Origin of the sequence: Rohdeia mirabilis, from assembly GCA_007750655.1 — a bacterium.
GTDB lineage: Bacteria > Planctomycetota > UBA1135 > UBA1135.
In genome coordinates, this window is sequence record CP036290.1 from 811,696 (window position 1) to 828,257 (window position 16,562).

The 16,562-nt window shown below is 71.5% G+C and carries 8 protein-coding genes; 4 read left to right on the forward strand and 4 right to left on the reverse strand.

Annotated features, from left to right (window positions below; translation table 11 throughout):
* Positions 1 to 843: 843 nt before the first annotated feature.
* The 3 genes from Pla163_RS03005 to Pla163_RS03015 all read right to left on the reverse strand — a co-directional run bounded on the left by Pla163_RS03005 (position 844) and on the right by Pla163_RS03015 (position 7,389).
* Positions 844 to 2,973 (reverse strand): M12 family metallo-peptidase, encoded by a 2,130-nt coding sequence (locus Pla163_RS03005; RefSeq protein ID WP_419186258.1) that lies wholly within the window; start codon positions 2,971 to 2,973, stop codon positions 844 to 846.
* Between the two features lie 968 nt (positions 2,974 to 3,941).
* Positions 3,942 to 4,955, reverse strand: coding sequence for an ACP S-malonyltransferase (locus tag Pla163_RS03010; RefSeq protein WP_145183354.1), 1,014 nt, complete (start codon positions 4,953 to 4,955; stop codon positions 3,942 to 3,944).
* Positions 4,956 to 5,160: 205 nt separating this feature from the next.
* The gene (locus Pla163_RS03015; protein WP_419186259.1) at positions 5,161 to 7,389 is read right to left on the reverse strand and encodes a thiamine pyrophosphate-dependent enzyme; all 2,229 of its coding nucleotides are present in this window, start codon (positions 7,387 to 7,389) and stop codon (positions 5,161 to 5,163) included.
* Positions 7,390 to 7,726: 337 nt separating this feature from the next.
* On the opposite strand from Pla163_RS03015, the gene Pla163_RS03020 reads away from it, so the two are divergent.
* On the forward strand, positions 7,727 to 8,881 hold the full coding sequence (locus Pla163_RS03020; protein WP_419186260.1) for a hypothetical protein: 1,155 nt from the start codon (positions 7,727 to 7,729) through the stop codon (positions 8,879 to 8,881).
* Positions 8,882 to 9,089: 208 nt separating this feature from the next.
* Positions 9,090 to 11,714, forward strand: coding sequence for a hypothetical protein (locus Pla163_RS03025; protein ID WP_145183365.1), 2,625 nt, complete (start codon positions 9,090 to 9,092; stop codon positions 11,712 to 11,714).
* Positions 11,715 to 11,724: 10 nt separating this feature from the next.
* On the opposite strand, the gene Pla163_RS03030 is transcribed toward Pla163_RS03025, so the two are convergent.
* Complete coding sequence (locus Pla163_RS03030; protein WP_145183368.1) at positions 11,725 to 13,491, reverse strand: sialidase family protein; 1,767 nt, start codon at positions 13,489 to 13,491, stop codon at positions 11,725 to 11,727.
* Between the two features lie 304 nt (positions 13,492 to 13,795).
* Here Pla163_RS03030 and hemF point away from each other — a divergent pair, with 304 nt between their 5' ends.
* Positions 13,796 to 14,788 carry an oxygen-dependent coproporphyrinogen oxidase gene (gene hemF, locus Pla163_RS03035; RefSeq protein WP_145183371.1) on the forward strand — a complete coding sequence of 331 codons (993 nt, stop codon included), beginning with the start codon at positions 13,796 to 13,798 and terminating at the stop codon, positions 14,786 to 14,788.
* A 91-nt stretch (positions 14,789 to 14,879) separates the two neighbouring features.
* Positions 14,880 to 16,367: an FG-GAP repeat domain-containing protein gene (locus Pla163_RS03040; RefSeq protein WP_145183373.1), complete on the forward strand. Its 1,488-nt coding sequence runs from the start codon at positions 14,880 to 14,882 to the stop codon at positions 16,365 to 16,367.
* The last annotated feature ends 195 nt before the right edge of the window (positions 16,368 to 16,562 follow it).

A 16,562-nucleotide genomic window follows, 5' to 3' on the forward strand; every position in this document is an offset into this window, starting at 1 on the left:
TCGCGCGTCGAGCGCGGCGTGCACGCTCGGCTCACGCTCTCCGCACCACGTCCGACGACGGCCCGCCACACGGCGGAGCGGGACCTGCGGACGAACGACGGCCGTGAACCAGGGCTCGTGCGCTCGTCGCACCCTCGTGGCATCGCGCCCGACGAAGACCGACCACACGCTCGAACAGGACCTGCCGACGATCGACGATCGACGATCGCGAACCACGGCCCGCACGCTCGCACGCTCGGCTCACGCTCTCCGCACCACGTCCGACGACGGCCCGCCACACGGCGGAGCGGGACCTGCGGACGAACGACGGCCGTGAACCAGGGCTCGTGCGCTCGTCGCACCCTCGTGGCATCGCGCCCGACGAAGACCGACCACACGCTCGAACAGTACCTGCCGACGATTGACGATCGACGACCGCGAACCACGGCTCGCACGCTCGCACGCTCGGCTCACGCTCTCCGCACCGCGTCCGACGACGGCCCGCCACACGGCGGAGCGGGACCTGCGGACGAACGACGGTGAACCAGGGCTCGTGCGCTCGTCGCTCCGCGCCCGTTGACGGCCCGTTGCACGGGTGAGCCGAGTGCCGCCGGCCGATGACCGCGAAGCCCACGCCCGGCCCATGCTCTCGGCGCCGTACGACGGCTCGCCACACGATCGAGTCGAACCTCCCGCGGACCGACGACCCCACCCCTGGTCCTCACATCACCCCGACACAGAGCCGCGCCCGACCCACCAGTGGTGGATCGGGCGCGGTTCACCTCTCGATCGAGCTCCGGCCCGATCGACCGTCGCGATCAGATCATCACGATCGGCACGATCGGCACGATCGGCTCGACGCGCTCAGAACAGCACCGTCAGGCCCTGGACCTGCGTCGTCCCGAGCGGGAACGTGACTCCATCGAACGGAATCACCACACCCTGCACCAAAAGGCGCGTGCCCGAGCTCAGCCCCGGGTTGTAGCCGAACGGCAGACCCCAGCGGACCCAACCCTTCGTCGGGCTGACCGTGTGGATCCCGAGGTCGATGTAGTCGAGCAGGCTGTTGCCGATGTCGAGCGACACCAGGCCCGGCAGGACCGTCGGCTGCTCGGTCGTCGAGAGCACGAGCCAGATCAGGTCGCGCGGGCGCCCCGACATGTAGACGTCGAGCCCGGCCGTCTGGACCCAGAACGACGGGTCGGACGGCTTCATGTCGAGCGCCGGCGTCTGCCGCGGATCCACCTGCACGAAGCTCGTCGTGACGCCGCCGGGGTTCGTGATGCGCACGGTCACCTGCCCGAGCTTCGAAACCGGACGCCAGTTCACTTTCAGCGTCGTGTCGTCGACGATCTGGTAGTCGAACGGCGTGACCAGGTCCACGCCGTCCACGCGCACGCCGGTGACGCTCGCGAAGTTCTGACCGGTGAACGTGATGACGGGCCAGGCGTCCGGCTCGAGCGCCAGCACCGTGTCCGGCGACACCGTCGCGACGATCGGCTCGGTGATGGGGGGCGTGTAGACGTCCAGACAGCTCTTCGACGTCACGGTGTTGCGGATCCGCGTGACGTTCGCCGGGTGGAAGTTCGGATCGATGTTGCTGATGCCGGCGAACGTGCACGTGTGGCAGTAGCTCATGATCGAGCCCACCGTGCAGGTCTCGAAGCCGTCGCAGTTCGCGTCGCAGTGGTCGACCGGCGGGCAGAACTGGTGGGTGTGGACTGCGTCGAAGATGTGGCCGGCCTCGTGGGTCGTCACGACGAAGTCCCAGTTCAGGCTGCTCTGGCCGGTGACCGGGAAGTTGGCGTTGCCGTTGATGGAACAGCACGAACCCACGCCCCAGCTGTTGTCGCAGACCTCGTCGAGGTACGCCACGCCGCCGCCGCCCCAACCCGAGAGTACGAGCCCGAAGTCACCGAGGTTGTGCAGACCGCCGCTGCCCGACCAGTAGCTCTTCATCTCGGCGAGCAGCGAGTTCGGCGAGTTGCCCGAGAACGGGTCGGTCGAACCGCTCGTGTACAGCGCGAGGCTCGCCAGGTCCCACAGGCATCCGACCTGCTGTTCGTACTTGTCGCTGCAGGCGCCGATCAGCACGGTCGCGTAGTTGGTCGCGACCGTCAGGTTGTTGAACTCGAGGTAGTAGGCGTAGTCGGTCTCGATGACCGCTTCGGCGATGTAGAGCGTCTGCTGCAGCATCGCGGCCGGAGCGGGGGCCGGCGCGGGGCCGAAGACGAGGGCGCTCGAACCGCCGGCACCACCGGTCGCGCCGTCGCCGCCGAGACTCTCGACGGCGCCGCCGCTGTGACCCTGGCCTCCTTCGAGAGAGCCGCCGCCTGTACCTGCGCCACCATCACCCTCACCAACCGGCTTCTCCACGTGCCCCAGGTCCGTCCGCACGAACGGGCCGGTGATCTCGCGACCGTCGGCCGGGCGCGCTCCACAGGCGAAGCGCTGCTCGAAGCCGGGCCGACGCAGGCGCGCGTCCTCGACCCAGGCCACCTGCGTGCGCTCCCAACCCAGGTCCGGGTGGGGGCCGCACTGCAGGTGCACGGTGCGCCCGTTGTCGAGCCGCACCCAACCCCAGGTGCCGGCGGACGAGAAGGCCATGAACACGTCGGTGTTCGCGCGACCGGCCACGCGACCGCGCCACAGGGACAGGTCGGCCGAGCGCTGGCTCGCGATCGTGCCGACCACCTCGCCGTCCACGCGCAGGAGGCCGCCGCGGTCGTCGGGGAGGCGCACGCGCTCCAGTTCGAAGGCGGCCTCGAGCTCGCCCGGCAGCTGGGTCTCGACCAGAAGGACGCTCGACGACTCGGACAGCCACTCGAGCAGCTCCCCGTCGATGGTCATGTGCCGCTCGAGGTCGGGGACCAGCGGGAAGATCGCCGTGTCGCGACCGCCGAGGTCGGAGGCCGGAGCGGCCAGGGCGAAGGCGGAGAGGGCGACGGGGGCGAGAAGGGCGCCGGCGACGCGGCGCGCGAGGTTCGTGGACATGCTGTGTGGATGGGGCGGATGGGGGCGGACCATCCTTGGTGGAACGACGAGCCCCCCGGGTTCCGGCCAGATCCCCACAAGCGCGCCGGTTTCCGTGGTGGGACGGGGGAGCACCGGGTGTGGGCCGGTATGGGGCCCAGAGCGGGGCGCACCGGCCGTGGGGCCGGCTGTGGGACGCCCGTCGGGCGTCGATCGGCAGCGGCTGGCCGTGGACGGGGAGGCCTCCGAGTATCCCCCGCTCGGCCCGTTCGGGGAGGCGTTCGGTCGGTACCCCTGCTGGACCCGGGCGGCGACGGTCCCCGGGCTGTTGCCGGTGGTCTCGGCTCGTTCGAGCGGGGGGAGCGCGCCGGGTCCGTCCAGCGGCGTCCAGTCGGGCCGCGCTCGACTTCGGCGCTCCGAGCCACGCTGCGGCGCATCGGCACTCGGCCTCGCGACGTCGCCCGTCACTCCACCCGCCGCGCCGATCTGCGTCGCTCGAACGCGACCGAAGAGTGTCGACGCTCCGGCTCGCGCCGCGCTCGAACGACGCGCTCGAACGCCGCGCTCGCACGCCGCACTCGAACGTCGCGCTCGCACGACGCACTTGCACGCCGCGCTCGCACGCCGCACTCGAACGTCGCGCTCGCACGCTCCACTCGCACGATGCACTCGAACGCCGCACTCGAACGCCGCACTTGCGCGACGCACTTGCACGACGCACTCGCACGCCGCACTCGAACGTCGCGCTCGCACGACGCACTTGCACGCCGCGCTCGAACGTCGCGCTCGAACGCCGCACTCGAACGCCGCGCTCGAACGCCGCACTCGAACGTCGCGCTCGAACGTCGCGCTCGAACGTCGCGCTCGAACGTCGCGCTCGCACGCTCCACGCCCGCGACGCGTCGCCGGCTGGTCCGCGCCGTCCGGCCCGACCCCGGAGCACCGCCGGGGTCCGCGATCGACGCCGCGGCCCACCCGCCGCCACCCGCTCAGCGCCGCATCGAATCCACGAACGGCTCGGGCGCGTCCTGGGCCGCCATGAACGCCGCGCGGTCGTGCACCCCGCGCCAGCCCTCGGCGATCAGCGCCTGGGCTACGATCCCGCCCAGCGTGTTGCCCGGACCCGGCAGCACCAGACGGTCGGGCGCGAACTCGCGCAAGAGGACGTGCAGCGACGCGGCCAGGTCGTAGGGCTCGGTCACCTGGGCGCCGAAGGTGTAGTCGCGCAGGACCTGCGTGTCCGCCGACCACGGACTGTGGCGCCGGCCGGCCCCGTCGACGAGCGTCGCGTTCGGGCGCCTGAACTCGAGGTCCGCCAGCCGCTCGCGGGCCGCGTCGGACACGCTCGACACGAAGGGCGTGTGGTACGGCCCGTGTTGCATCAGCTGCAGCGGGTAGCGCATGCGGCCCAGCTCGAGCGGGGGCAGCGCGCGCTTGAGGTGCCGCACGCCTTCGTCGTCGCCGGCCAGCACGAGGTACCCGCCCAGGTCGATCGACAACAGCGCGTGGCCGTCCGACGACGCGAGCGCCTCGAGCACCCGCGCGCGCGCGGCGGGATCCGCGCGCCACTGCTCGTCCACGACCGGGTAGAGCAACTGCCCGCCGCCTCGCACCTCTTCCTGGAGCAGCGACATGACTTGCACGAGCCGCAGGCCGTCCGCGAACGACAGCGCGCCCGTGACGGCCAGCGCCGTGTACCAGCCCATCGAGTTGCCGGCCACGACGACGACCTCACCGCGTTCGCGCGCGGCGGCCGCGTCCAGCATCGAGATCAGGTAGATCAGCGGCGAGACGTTGGCGGGGCGCAGGTGCAGCGCGCCGCTGAAGCGCTCGGCCGTGTCGAGTTCGACCAGGCTCGGCAGGTCCAGCTCGCGGCGCAGTTCCTCGGCCTCGCGCACCCACGGGTGGTCCGCGGGCAGCGTGCGCATCGAACTTTCGACGTAGGACCCGCGTCCGGGGCACACGATCGCGAGGCGCATCGGTTGGTTCGTCGTCGCGCTCATCGGGTGCTCCTCATCGGTCGGGTGCTCGGCAACGCGGCACCGATCACGGCGTTCTCGACCACAGTGCCCTCGACCACGGCGCCCTCGATCACGGCGTTCTCGACCACCGTGCGAGCCACTGCTCGGGTGCGTTGCCACGTCATCTTCGCCTCTCCACGACCCAACGCCGCGCTGCGTGTGCTCGCAGGGTCCTTCGTCGCAGCACTCACCGGCACAGCTCCACGGCGCCGTCCACGATCTGCTCCTCGGTCACCAGCACGTGGCGCGTGGCCGGGCCCAGCGGGACGTAGGTGTCCGCGGCGCGCACCGAAGCGATCGGGCCCGCGTAGCGTGATTCGGCCAGACGCGCGACGACCGCGTCCGCGATGCCGGCGCCGGTCGCGCGGCACTCGTCGACGACCAGCACGCGGCGACAGTCCTTGGCGTGCTCTGTGATCGCTTCGTGCGGCAGCGGCGCGAGCCAGCGCACGTCGACGACGCGCGCTCGGATGCCGTGGTCGCGCTCGAGCACGCGCGCGGCCCGCAGACTCAGGCGCAGTCCGTTCGCGTAGCTGACGATCAACAGATCCGTCGCCTTCTCGCCGTACACACCGACCTCGCCGGGCAGCAGGATCTCGCTCGGGTCCGGGTAGTCGGTCAACCACTTCCCGTCGCCGTCCGCGTACAGATCGCGTTCGTGGTAGAGCGCGATCGGTTCGAGGAACACGACCACGTTGCCGTCGGCCTTCGCCATCGCGATCGAGCCGCGCAACATCCGCGCCGCGTCGTCACCGCGCGCGGGCACGGCGATGCGGATGCCCGGAATCTCGCGCACCGCACCGATCGAGTTGTCGTTGTGGAAGTGGCCGCCGAAGCCCTTCTGGTACGCGAGGCCGGCGATGCGCACCACCATCGGGTTCGTGTACGCGCCGTTCGAGAAGAACGACAGCGAGCAGGCCTCGCCGCGCAACTGGTCGATCGCGTTGTGCAGGTAGGCCAGGTACTGGATCTCCGGCACGGGCAACAGACCGAGATGGGCCGCGCCCTGCGCCAGTCCGAGGATCGTCGTCTCGTCCAGCAGCGTGTCGAACACGCGCGTCTGGCCGAAGGTCTTCTGCAGGTCCTTCGTGACGCCGTACACGCCGCCCTTCTTGCCGACGTCCTCGCCGAACGCGATCGTCTCGCGCCGCGCGGCGAACACGTCGATCAGCGCGGCGTTGATGTGCGCCGCCATGGTGTGCTGCGTGGCCGACGCGCGCGCTTCCGGCAGCGTCCGACCGAACACCTCGGTGCGGCGCGCGTCGTCCGCGACCGCGTGGGCCGCGCGCACGGCGTCGGGGCGGTGCGGCGCGAGCGGCGCGATCACGTCGGCGCGGCTGTCGAGTTTGGGGCGACCGGAGGCCTCGGCCGCGGCGGCGCGCACGCGAGCGCGCACGTCGCGCACGAGCGCGCGCAGAGCCTCGGGCGTCGCCGCGCCGGTCTCGATCAGCGTCTTCGCGTTGGCCAGGATCGGGTCCTGGTCCTCGATCGCTTCGATCTCCTCGAGCGAGCGGTACGTCGTCTCCACGTCCGATCCCGCGTGGCCCCACAACCGCACCGTGTGCAGGTGCAGGAAGACCGGTGCGCGCAGGTTGCGGCAGGTGCGCACGGCGCGGTCGATCGCGTCCCAGACCTCGATCAGGTCGCCCTCGGCCGGCACGTAGCGCAGGTGCTCGAGGTGTCCGAAGTGGTCGCGGATCCACGTGCGCGGCGTCTCGACCGAGATGCCGATGCGGTTGTCCTCGCACACGAACAGGATCGGCGTCGGGTTGCCCTTGCGGAACGAGTACCGCGCCGAATTGACGCCGGCGAGCGCCGTGGCGTGGTTCGCGCTCGCGTCGCCGAAGCTGCAGGCCACGATGCCGTCGCGCGGAACGGTGGGCTCGATGCCGGTCGCGCGCGTGCGGGCCAGCGCGAACGCGGTGCCGAGCGCTTTCGGCAGATGACTGGCGATCGTCGAGGTCTGCGGCGGGATCCAGGCCGCGTTCGAACCCCAGACCTTGTGCCGCCCGCCGCTGACCGGGTCCTCGGACGACGCGCACAACGAGAGCGCCGTGTCGAAGATCGGCGTCGCGTCCGGCACCTGTCGCAGACGCGCCATCATGAACGCGCCCGAGCGGTAGTGCAGGAAGCACGGATCGTTGGTGCGCAGCAGCGTCCCCAGCACGCCGTTCTGCTCGTGGCCGGCGCTCGAGATCGTGTAGAAGCTCGCGCCGCTCCGCTTGAGGTCGCGCGCGGCCACGTCGAGCGCGCGGCTCGCGACCTGGTCCTCGAACAGAGCGACGGCCTGCCGCGCGGTGGGTCCGCGACCGGGCGCGAGGCGCTCGTCGGGCGCGAGCGCGCGAGCCGCGGCGGCGGAGGTCTCCAGCAGGAGGTCGAGACGGGACTCGACGACGGCGACGCGATTGATCGACAACGAACGGCGGGAGTGAGGCGTGAGGGCGCTGGGCCGGGTGGCGAGCGGAAGACGGTAGCCGACCGCCGCGCCGGGTCCCACACCGCGGGCGACTTCCTCGCCTCCACGCACGGGAGTCGGTGCGGACGGCGCGTGCCAGCGGGTGGGGCGGCCGAGCCGTGGCTGCCGGATCGGCGGCACGGCCTCGCTGCCGATCACCTCGGCGTCGGCCGGCGCGTCTCGAACCAGCATCGGCGACCTCCGCGCGGGACCCTTCGACGCCGCGCACCGACGCCGCGGACGGGTCCCGGCATACTCGGCCCGCCGATCCCACTCGGACCCACGTCCCCGCGCCACCATGCCGATCCACCGTTCGCACGCGTTCGCCGCCCTCCTCGCCCTGGTCGCCCTGGTCGCCGCGTCCTGCTCGAGCCCCGCACCGGTGTTCGAGCCGCAGCCCACCGTGCTCGAGGTCGCACACGCCGCGGGCGCGAAGCTCGGTGGCGCCGCACTGGGCGACGTGATGCCCGAACACCCCGGCCTCGAGATCGTCACGGTCTGCGTGGACGGTCGCGTGATCGTCATCTGGCGCGAGAAGGACCGCTGGCGCAGCGAAGTCGCGTTCCAGGCGTCGGGCGAACTGATCCAGGTCGCGGTCGGTGACCTGATCGCCAGTCACCCCGGCGACGAGATCCTCGCCGTGGGCATGGCCGAGGGCGACGAGGACTCGGGCGGTCCGGGCGCGGTGTGGCTCGGCACGCGGCATCGCGACCGCGGCTGGGAGGGGCGCCGGATCCTCGTGCCGGACGCGCTCCAGCACGCCGCGGTGATCGCGGATCTCGACCCGACGCACGACGGTCTCGAAGGACTCACGAGCGGGTTCGACATGCGCCTGCACCTCTTCCGGATCGACGTGGACGAGGACGCCGTCGTGCACGTGACGCACACGGACGCAGGTGCGCTGCCGGGTCCGGCCAAGGGCGCGTGTGCGCTGCGCGACGGGGACGGCGCGCTGATCGCCTGTTCGACGGGCGAGCTCGTCCAGACGGCGTGGTCCGACCAGGGCCTGCGTCCGAGCGTGCTGCTGAAGCACGAGAGCGGGCTCGCGCGACCGGCGGCGTGGTCCGACTTCGGCTCTTCCGGCGCGCACACCTATTCGGTGGCCACCGCCTCGGACTCGGGCGAGTTGCTCAGGTCCAACCTCTACGTCGGTCAGTGGAAGGCTCCGACGCTCGTGATCGGTGTCGTCCACGACGAACCCAGCAAGCTGCGCGGGGCCGCCTTCGTCGCGCTCGAGGACGGCGGTGCGGCCCAGCACGTGGCCACATCCGGCTACGAGGGGCGCATCTCGTTGATCCCACTCGACGCCACCGAGCCCGGCTCCGCGATCGTCCTCGCCGACACCGGCCAGGCCCTGCACCACCTGGTGTCCGGCGACGTGCGCCCCGACCGCCCCGGCGACGAGCTGGTGGCGGTGGGCTATGCGGGCGAGGTCTACGTGCTGTCGCGCTGAGGTCGCGGCGGCGGCGACGGTCCACTGGGGTGCTGTCGAGCTCCGTTCCCGCCGCCGTGGCCACCGTCCACCGGCCCTTCCCGGGTCGCGCGCCGGGGTCCGCTAGAGTGGGTCGAGCGGCGCCATCGGCCGGATCCGCCGGGGAGCGGACGCCGAAGCCCCTCGGCCGGCACCGCGCCCGCTCTCCGTCGACCCCAAGCTGCTTCCGATGATCGCCGATCCGAGCTCCCGACCCACACTGGCCCGCGCGTTGCTCGGACTCGCCGCGGCGGCCCTGCTGCTGGTCGGTTGCGGTGACGACGGCGGTGAGTTCGCGCGGATCGAGGCCGACGCGGAAGCGCTCGAGGAGAGCGGCCCGCTCGGCCCCGTCGACCTGATGGGGGACCCGGACGCGGACGAGTTCGACGTCGAGGACGAGGACGGCGACCGCGTCGCGCTGTTCGGGGACGACGAGGAGGCGAGCGAGGCCGAAGAGGGCACCAGCGACGAGCTCGTGGTGCGCGTGATCACGGCGGACGGTGGCCCCGCGCTCGCCGCCGACGTCTACCTGTTCGAGCCGCGCGCCGCCGAACTCGAGCGCACGCTGTACGAGATGGGGGCCGGCCTCGCGGCCGAGGCGTTCCTCGAGCGCAACGGCTCGCGCGAGCGCACCGACGACGAAGGGCGCGTGCGCGTGGCGTCGTTCGAGCGCGCCGGTCTGGTCGGAGCACGCGCGGGCGGCGCCTGGGGCTCGGCGCGGGTGAACGCCGGCCAGGGCGAGGTCACGATCGTGCTCGAGCCCGACGTGCGGCTGCTCGTGCGCGTCGTCGGATCGGGCGGCGAGCCGCGCGTCGGCGTTCCGGTCGGTCTGTACGAGACCCGTCGCGGTCGCATCCGTTCGACGCGCGTCGTCGAGACGGGCGAGGACGGTCTGGCCGAGTTGCTGAACCCCTCCGACCTCTTCCAGCTCGGGCGCAACGACTCCGAGTGGCGCGCGTCCCTGGCGGTTCCGCTGTTCGAGCCGCCCACCGTGCTGATCGACCCGAACGCGCTGCCCGAGGAGCCGATCGAACTGGTTCTCGGTCCGACGGCGAGCCTGCGCATCGAGCTCGTCGAGGCGAACGGCGACCCGTTCTCCGGCCGCGGCACCCTGACCGTCTCGGCCGAGGGCTCGCGCTCGCGGCTGCCGTTCGAGATGCGCGTCGACGGCACGGCTTCCGTGGTGGTCCCGCACCTCGAACCCGCCGTGCCGCTGCGGATCGAGTTCCAGCGCGAAGGATCGAGCGCGGACTACGACCTGGACACCCTGGCGCCGCCCGTTCCGGACATCGAGGGCGAGGTGCGCTTCGTGCTCGTTCCCAGCCACCCCGTGCTCGTGGCGCGCCTCGTCGACGAGACGGGGGAAGGGCTCGTCGACCAGCGCGTCCTCTACCGCTTGCGACAGGCCACCGGGACGCCCGGCCAGAACGACCGCCGAGGACGCGATCGCGACACCGGCGAACGGGCCGTGACGACCGACGCGAGCGGCGTTCTGCGCGTCGACCTGCCCGACGACTGGCGCAACGGCGAGCTGACCTACGAGGGTCGTGTGCGCACGATCGCGGAGGGCGTGGACGACTCGGAACGCGCGGCGATCTTCGAGCTCACTGGCCCGCTGCTGCCCGGCGACAACGACGTGGGGCGCGTGATCCTCTCGCCGCCGCCGACGCTGATCGCGGGGCAGGTCGTGGACGAACTCGGCACGCCGATCGAGGACGCCTCGATCACGCTCTTCCTCCAGACCGTCGACGACGAAGGGCGTCCGCGTTGGAACCGCATCGAGGACCTCGAGGATCGCACCGGTCAGGACGGCTTCTTCCGCATCGTGTCGTGGACGCCCGGGACTCCGCTCGGCGTGCGAGCCTCGTCGCGCGACCACGTGCGCGGCGAGATCGTGCCGTTCGCCGCGGGCGCCCAGGGTCTGGTGCTCGAGCTGATCGGCGCCGGTCGCATCGCCGGTTCGCTGCGGGTGCCGGACGGCGTGGACGCGCGACGATTCACCGTGCGCGCGGTCGCCGGGACGCCGCGCATGGACGACCTCGAACTGCTCGCGCGCGACGCCGTCGCCCGGACGAGTCCGCGGCGCGGCAACGGTGAGTTCGAGCTGAGCCGCATCGTTCCGGGCAGCTACACCGTCTACGTGGTCTACGCCGACCTGCCCGAGGTGCTCTTCGCCCTCGGCGGCGTCGAGGTCGAGGCCGGTGCCACCACGCGCGACGAACGCTTGGATCCGATCGACCTGACCGGCGTCCTGCGCGTCTTCGACCTGCGCTTCCTGCAGCCGGACGGCGACGTCGTCCAGTGGGCGAACGTGCGTTGGCAGGTCGTCGGCGACGACGCCTGGAACCAGGCGCAGATGGGGCGCGACGGCCGCCTGTCGATCGTGGCCGACGCCGACATCATCGACGTCCACGCGATCACGCGCGGCGTCGCTCCGACCCTGTTCTCCGGTGTCTCGCGCAGCGGCGACCTGACCTTCGATCCGCCGCTCGACGTCACGGTGCGCATCGACGAGTCGCTGGTCCCCGATCCCGAGCTGTACCAGCTCAGCGTCACGATCGAACCGGTGGGGTGGAGCGGTGCTCGGACCACGGCGCAGATCGACGCGCGCGGCCGCGGGCGCTTCGCCTCGGCCGGGCCGGGGACCTACGTCGTGCGCTACTCGGTCGCACGCAAGGGACGCCGCGATCGCGGTCGCACGTTCGCGACCGATCCCCCGGAACGGGTCGAACTCGATCCGTTCGCGGGCGAGATCGTCCTGCGGCCGAAGGTTCCGCAGCAGGCGCTGGAACGCGCGGTCGAGCGCGCGCGCTGAGGCCCGCGTCTCAGGGCGCGACGGTGACCGTCGCGACGTCCGTCAAGCGCTGGGTCGCGCCGAAGATGTCGAGCGTCAGGCCGACCGCCTGGAACTGCAGGCCAGGCGGCAGCGTGTTGATCAGGAGCGGCGTGTTCGCCACGCCGTTCGACTGGACCGGCCCGATCAAGGACGGCAGCAGCGCGAAGCCCGCGTTCATGAACGAGTCGAACGCCAGACCCGTGTCGCGCTGGTCCGGCAGGAGGAACGACCCTTCGGTCTGCGTCAGCGACACCAGCACGAGGAAGAGGATGTCGTCGTCCTCGACCAGGTTCTCGCCGCGGAAGCCGATGAGCGGCGCCGAGGGGGAGAAGCCGAGCGGGTGGATGGTGGGGGGGCGCACCCCGTTCACGAACACGCGGTTCTGTCCGCCGGGTCCCGAGTCGAGCAGGTAGGGCGCGACGAGGTTGTCGTAGCCGGGGTCGAACGCGGCGGTCGCGTTGTCCACGTCGCGCGAGGCCGTGTCGCCCTCGAGGGTGGTGATCGGCAGCCAGGTCGCGCCGTAGTTCTCCGACACGCGCGACTCCAGCGACTGCCGCGTCTCGTCCGACTGCCACACCACGGCCACCTGCTCGTCGTCGCCGGCGAAGCGGGGGAACGTGGCCCCGCCGCTGCCACTGAGTTGGACCTCGGTCGGCGTTCCTCCGGCCAGTTCGCGGCGCCACAGGTACAGGTGGTCGAACGCACCCAGCGTCGTGCGGTTGTCGGTCAGCGCGACGAGGATCTTCGAGCCGACCAGGCACAGGTCGATGTAGTCCACGTCGACCATGTTCGGATCGCCTCCGCCCACGCGCACGTCGCTGGCGAAGCTCGCGCCGCCGTCGAGGGACCAGGTGATGCGCGCCTCTTCGTTGGTCGGATGCGTGCGCTCCTCGACCCAGGCGATCGCGACCTGTTGACCGGCGACGCGAACCCGCAGCCCGTGCTCGCCCGGAGCGTCGCAGTTGCCGCTGTCCGTCGGGTCGGTCACGTCGAGTCGAGTCGGCGTCCGGAACGTCGCCCCGCCATCGGTGCTGCGAACGTGGTACGGGCTGTAGCGACCGAGGCCGTTCGTGCTGTCGTCCTCCCAGACCAGGTGCAGGTTCGCGCCTTCGACGGCCAGGTCGAACTGGTCCACGTCGAGGCCCGCGGTCGTGTCGCCAGCGATGCGCGTCGGTGTCTGCCAGGTCTGTCCGCCGTCGAGCGAGCGCACGATCCACAGCTCTTCGTCGACGAGCCCCGACGGTGCGACGCGCATGGCGACGTGCAGCACGTCACCCGTCGCGCCCGGTCGCGCCGCGACGCGGAAGTCGCGCACCTCGACGCCGCCACCGTACCCGTCGGAGATCTGTCGATCCTGCGGCGAGAACGTCTGTCCGCCGTCCGTCGACATGTTCATCCACACGTCGTCGTACATCGTCCCCGTGCGCGCATCGAGCCAGAACACGTAGACGTTCGAACCGACCCGCACGACCGAGCCCGAGTTCGTGATCTTGACCGCGCCGAAGGTGTCGGTGTCGACGCGCACCGGCGGTTCCCACACGACCGCGCGCCCGTTCGAGCGCGAGGTCCAGACCTCGCCACCGTTGGTGACGTCGAAGCTCGACCAGGCGACGCAGGCGCTGTCGGTCGACAGGGAGATCGACGGAGCGCCCGCCGCGCCGCTCTGTCCGGGGGCGACGTCCACCCGGACGCGGGGCTCGAGGTTCTGGGCCAGCGCGCTCCCTGCCAGGAGCGCTCCGAAGGCGACGCCTGCCACGACCCGTCGCGCCGCGGCTCCGGCCGCCCGGGGGGCAGCGGGACCAGCGACTGGGTGGAGGGCGGGAAGGGTCGAGATGGGGGGCATGGCCGTGAACGGTCCCTTCATCCAACCACGGTCGGCGCGAAGTGGGTAGTCGGAGCGCCCCGTGCTCGGGGGCGATGCCGGTCGGCGCGTCCCTGTGGGGCCTCGCCGCGGGCGGATTCGACGCGCGCGTGCCCGCGGACTCGCAGCTCCCACGCTGGACCGCATTTCCCGAGCTGCGACTGGGGTCGCTGCTCGGGGGGACTACCTTGTTCGCGCCATGCAGCCCGATCAGGAACCGACGTCCGCTCCGAGTGGCGCGAGCCCCGGCGGCCACGTCGACACCCCGTCCGTGATCGCCCAGCTCGAGGGGCTCCAGGACCGCATCTGCGCGGCCATCGAGCGCCTCGACGGCGACGCTCGCTTCCGCCGCGACGAGATCGCGCGCGAGAACGGCGGCCTCTCGCGCCCGCGCGTGCTGGAGGGCGGCGAGCACGTCGAGAAGGCGGCCGTCAACTTCTCCCACACGGTCGGCAAGGCCCTGCCCGCGGCCGCCACGGATCGCAGGCCCGAACTGGCCGGGCGCTCGTTCGAGGCCGTGTCGGTCTCCCTGATCGTCCACCCGCGCAATCCGTACGCGCCCACCTCCCACGCGAACACGCGCATCTTCGTGGCCCGGGCCCCCGAGTCGGACGCGGGCGCCCAGGACGTCTGGTGGTTCGGCGGCGGCTTCGACCTGACGCCGATCTACGGCTTCGACGAGGACTGCGTGCACTGGCACCGCACCGCGAAGGCCGCCTGCGACCGCTTCGACCCGGGCCTCTACCCGCGCTTCAAGCGCGAGTGCGACGCGTACTTCCAGCTGCCGCACCGGGGCGAACCCCGTGGCATCGGCGGGATCTTCTACGACGACTTCGCCGAGCTCGGCTTCGAGCGCTCGTTCGCCTTCCACAGCGCCGTCGGCGACGCGTACGTCGAGGCGATCGTCCCCATCCTCGAGCGCCGCCTCCACACTCCCTACGGCGACCGCGAACGCAGCTTCCAACTGCTCCGTCGCGGGCGCTACGTGGAGTTCAACCTGGTCCACGACCGCGGCACGAAGTTCGGACTCCAGGCCGGCACGCGCACCGAGTCCGTCCTGGCCTCGATGCCGCCGCTGGCGCGCTGGGAGTACGACCACCGACCCGAACCCGGCAGCCCCGAGGCGCGTCTCACCGAGTACTTCCTCGTTCCGCGCGACTGGGCCGCCCAGCAACCCGATCCGGCGGGATAGGCTCCATCCAAGGGCCTTCTCTCCCGCCCCACACGACCGGCGCCCCCTTGGAGCGCTACGCCTCCCGCGCGTCCGCGGGATCCACGACGACATGAACCGACCCATTCGCCAGACCTTGCCCGCCGCGCTCCTCTGCACGGCGGTCCTCGGCTCCACCGCCCTCATGACGAGCTGCTCGAACGGGGCAGCCACATCGCGCCCCGTCGAGCCCGTCGCGGGTCTCATCGCGTCGCGCTCGGGGTCCGCCGCGGCCCCCTGCTACTTCGTGATCCTGCGCCCCGGCGCGGAAGGGGAGAGCTGGACCCAGGAGCGCATCGACGGGCCCACGGGTCCGGCGCAGCTGTGGCTGGGCGAGCTGGAGGACGGGACCACGGTCTGGCGCTCGATCGACCCCGCAGTCGCGCCGATCGACACACCGCTGAAGCTCGTGGCCGAGCGCGACGGATGGAGCGTCGAGCCCTGGGAGGGCATCACGCTCGAGGACGTGACCTGGCAGACGAAGAAGGACTTCAAGACGGGCGAGGACGGTCCGAACCTCAAGGACTACGAGCTGCGTTCCGGCAACGCGATGCACAAGGCCATGTGGTTCGAGCCGGCGTTCGGCGAGCCGGGGATCCTGACGATCTCGGGCAACGCGCCGATGCTGAAGATCTGGCGCAAGGACGGCACGAGCTGGAAGAGCGAAGTGCTGTGGACCGAGGTCGTCGGCGACGACGAACAACGCCTGCGCGACATCGAGGTCGGTGACGTGGACGGCGACGGGCAGGACGAGCTCGTGATCGTGACCCACAACCGCGGTGGCGTGTACGTGCTGGAGCAGACCGAGGGCGGCATGGTCGCGACGCGCGTGGCGTCCACCGATGAGCCCATCTTCGTGCACGAGGTCGAGATCGGCCAGGCCGACGACGATCCGGCGCTCGAGTTCTTCACCACGCCCTCCGAGCCGAACATGTTCAATGGCGAGGACCAGGCCGGCCGCATCGACCGCTTCGACTACGTCGACGGCCAGTACGTGCAGAGCGTCGTCGAGGACGATCCCGCGTCGCACGCCAAGGAGATCCTGGCGGTGGACATGGACGGCGACGGTCGCGTCGAGATCTACGCCGCGCTCGAGGCCAAGGAGCTGCGCCGCGACTTCACGTCGGACTACCCCGGCTACCTGAACTCCTACACGTTCGACGCCTCCGGCAAGGTGACGCGCGCCCAGGTCATGGACCTGAAGGGTGCCATGTGCCGCTTCCTCGACGTGGGCGACATCGACGGCGACGGCAAGCAGCAGATCGTGGCCGCCACGTCGCGCGACGGCATCTACAGCTTCGACCGCGACGGCGCGGGCGAGTGGACGCGTCGCAAGGTGGCCGGCGGATTCCGCTCGAGCGGCTTCGAGCACGCCATGGTGCTCGCCGACATCGACGGCGACGGCATCGAAGAGGTCATCGCCGGTAGCGACACCGAACTGCAGGTGCAGGCCTTCGCCTGGGAGGCCGAACGCAGCCGCTGGATCCCGCGCAAGCTGTGCGACGTCACCGACGGTCTGTACCTGACCTGGAACATCATGCCGCTGCCCGCCGGGCACTGATCGGGCCTCTTCGGAAGCGACCGCGCGACGGGCCCCGGTGGAGCGATCCACCGGGGCCCGTCCCGTTCCGCCCCCCAGTTCCAGTCGCAAGGTGCAGCGCGTCGCGCCACGACGCCGGTTGCACGGGACTGCGGTGAGAGATTCGACAGCGCGTCGGGGCGTGCGCCCAAGGGCGGTAGAATGCGCCGCGCACCG

Bases quoted from the DNA above. Each gene is read 5' to 3' on its own strand.
- Pla163_RS03005 (WP_419186258.1), bottom strand. From the start codon at position 2,973: ATGTCCACGAACCTCGCGCGCCGCGTCGCCGGCGCCCTTCTCGCCCCC.
- Pla163_RS03010 (WP_145183354.1), bottom strand. From the start codon at position 4,955: ATGAGCGCGACGACGAACCAACCGATGCGCCTCGCGATCGTGTGCCCC.
- Pla163_RS03020 (WP_419186260.1), top strand. From the start codon at position 7,727: ATGCCGATCCACCGTTCGCACGCGTTCGCCGCCCTCCTCGCCCTGGTC.
- Pla163_RS03025 (WP_145183365.1), top strand. From the start codon at position 9,090: ATGATCGCCGATCCGAGCTCCCGACCCACACTGGCCCGCGCGTTGCTC.
- hemF (WP_145183371.1), top strand. From the start codon at position 13,796: ATGCAGCCCGATCAGGAACCGACGTCCGCTCCGAGTGGCGCGAGCCCC.
- Pla163_RS03040 (WP_145183373.1), top strand. From the start codon at position 14,880: ATGAACCGACCCATTCGCCAGACCTTGCCCGCCGCGCTCCTCTGCACG.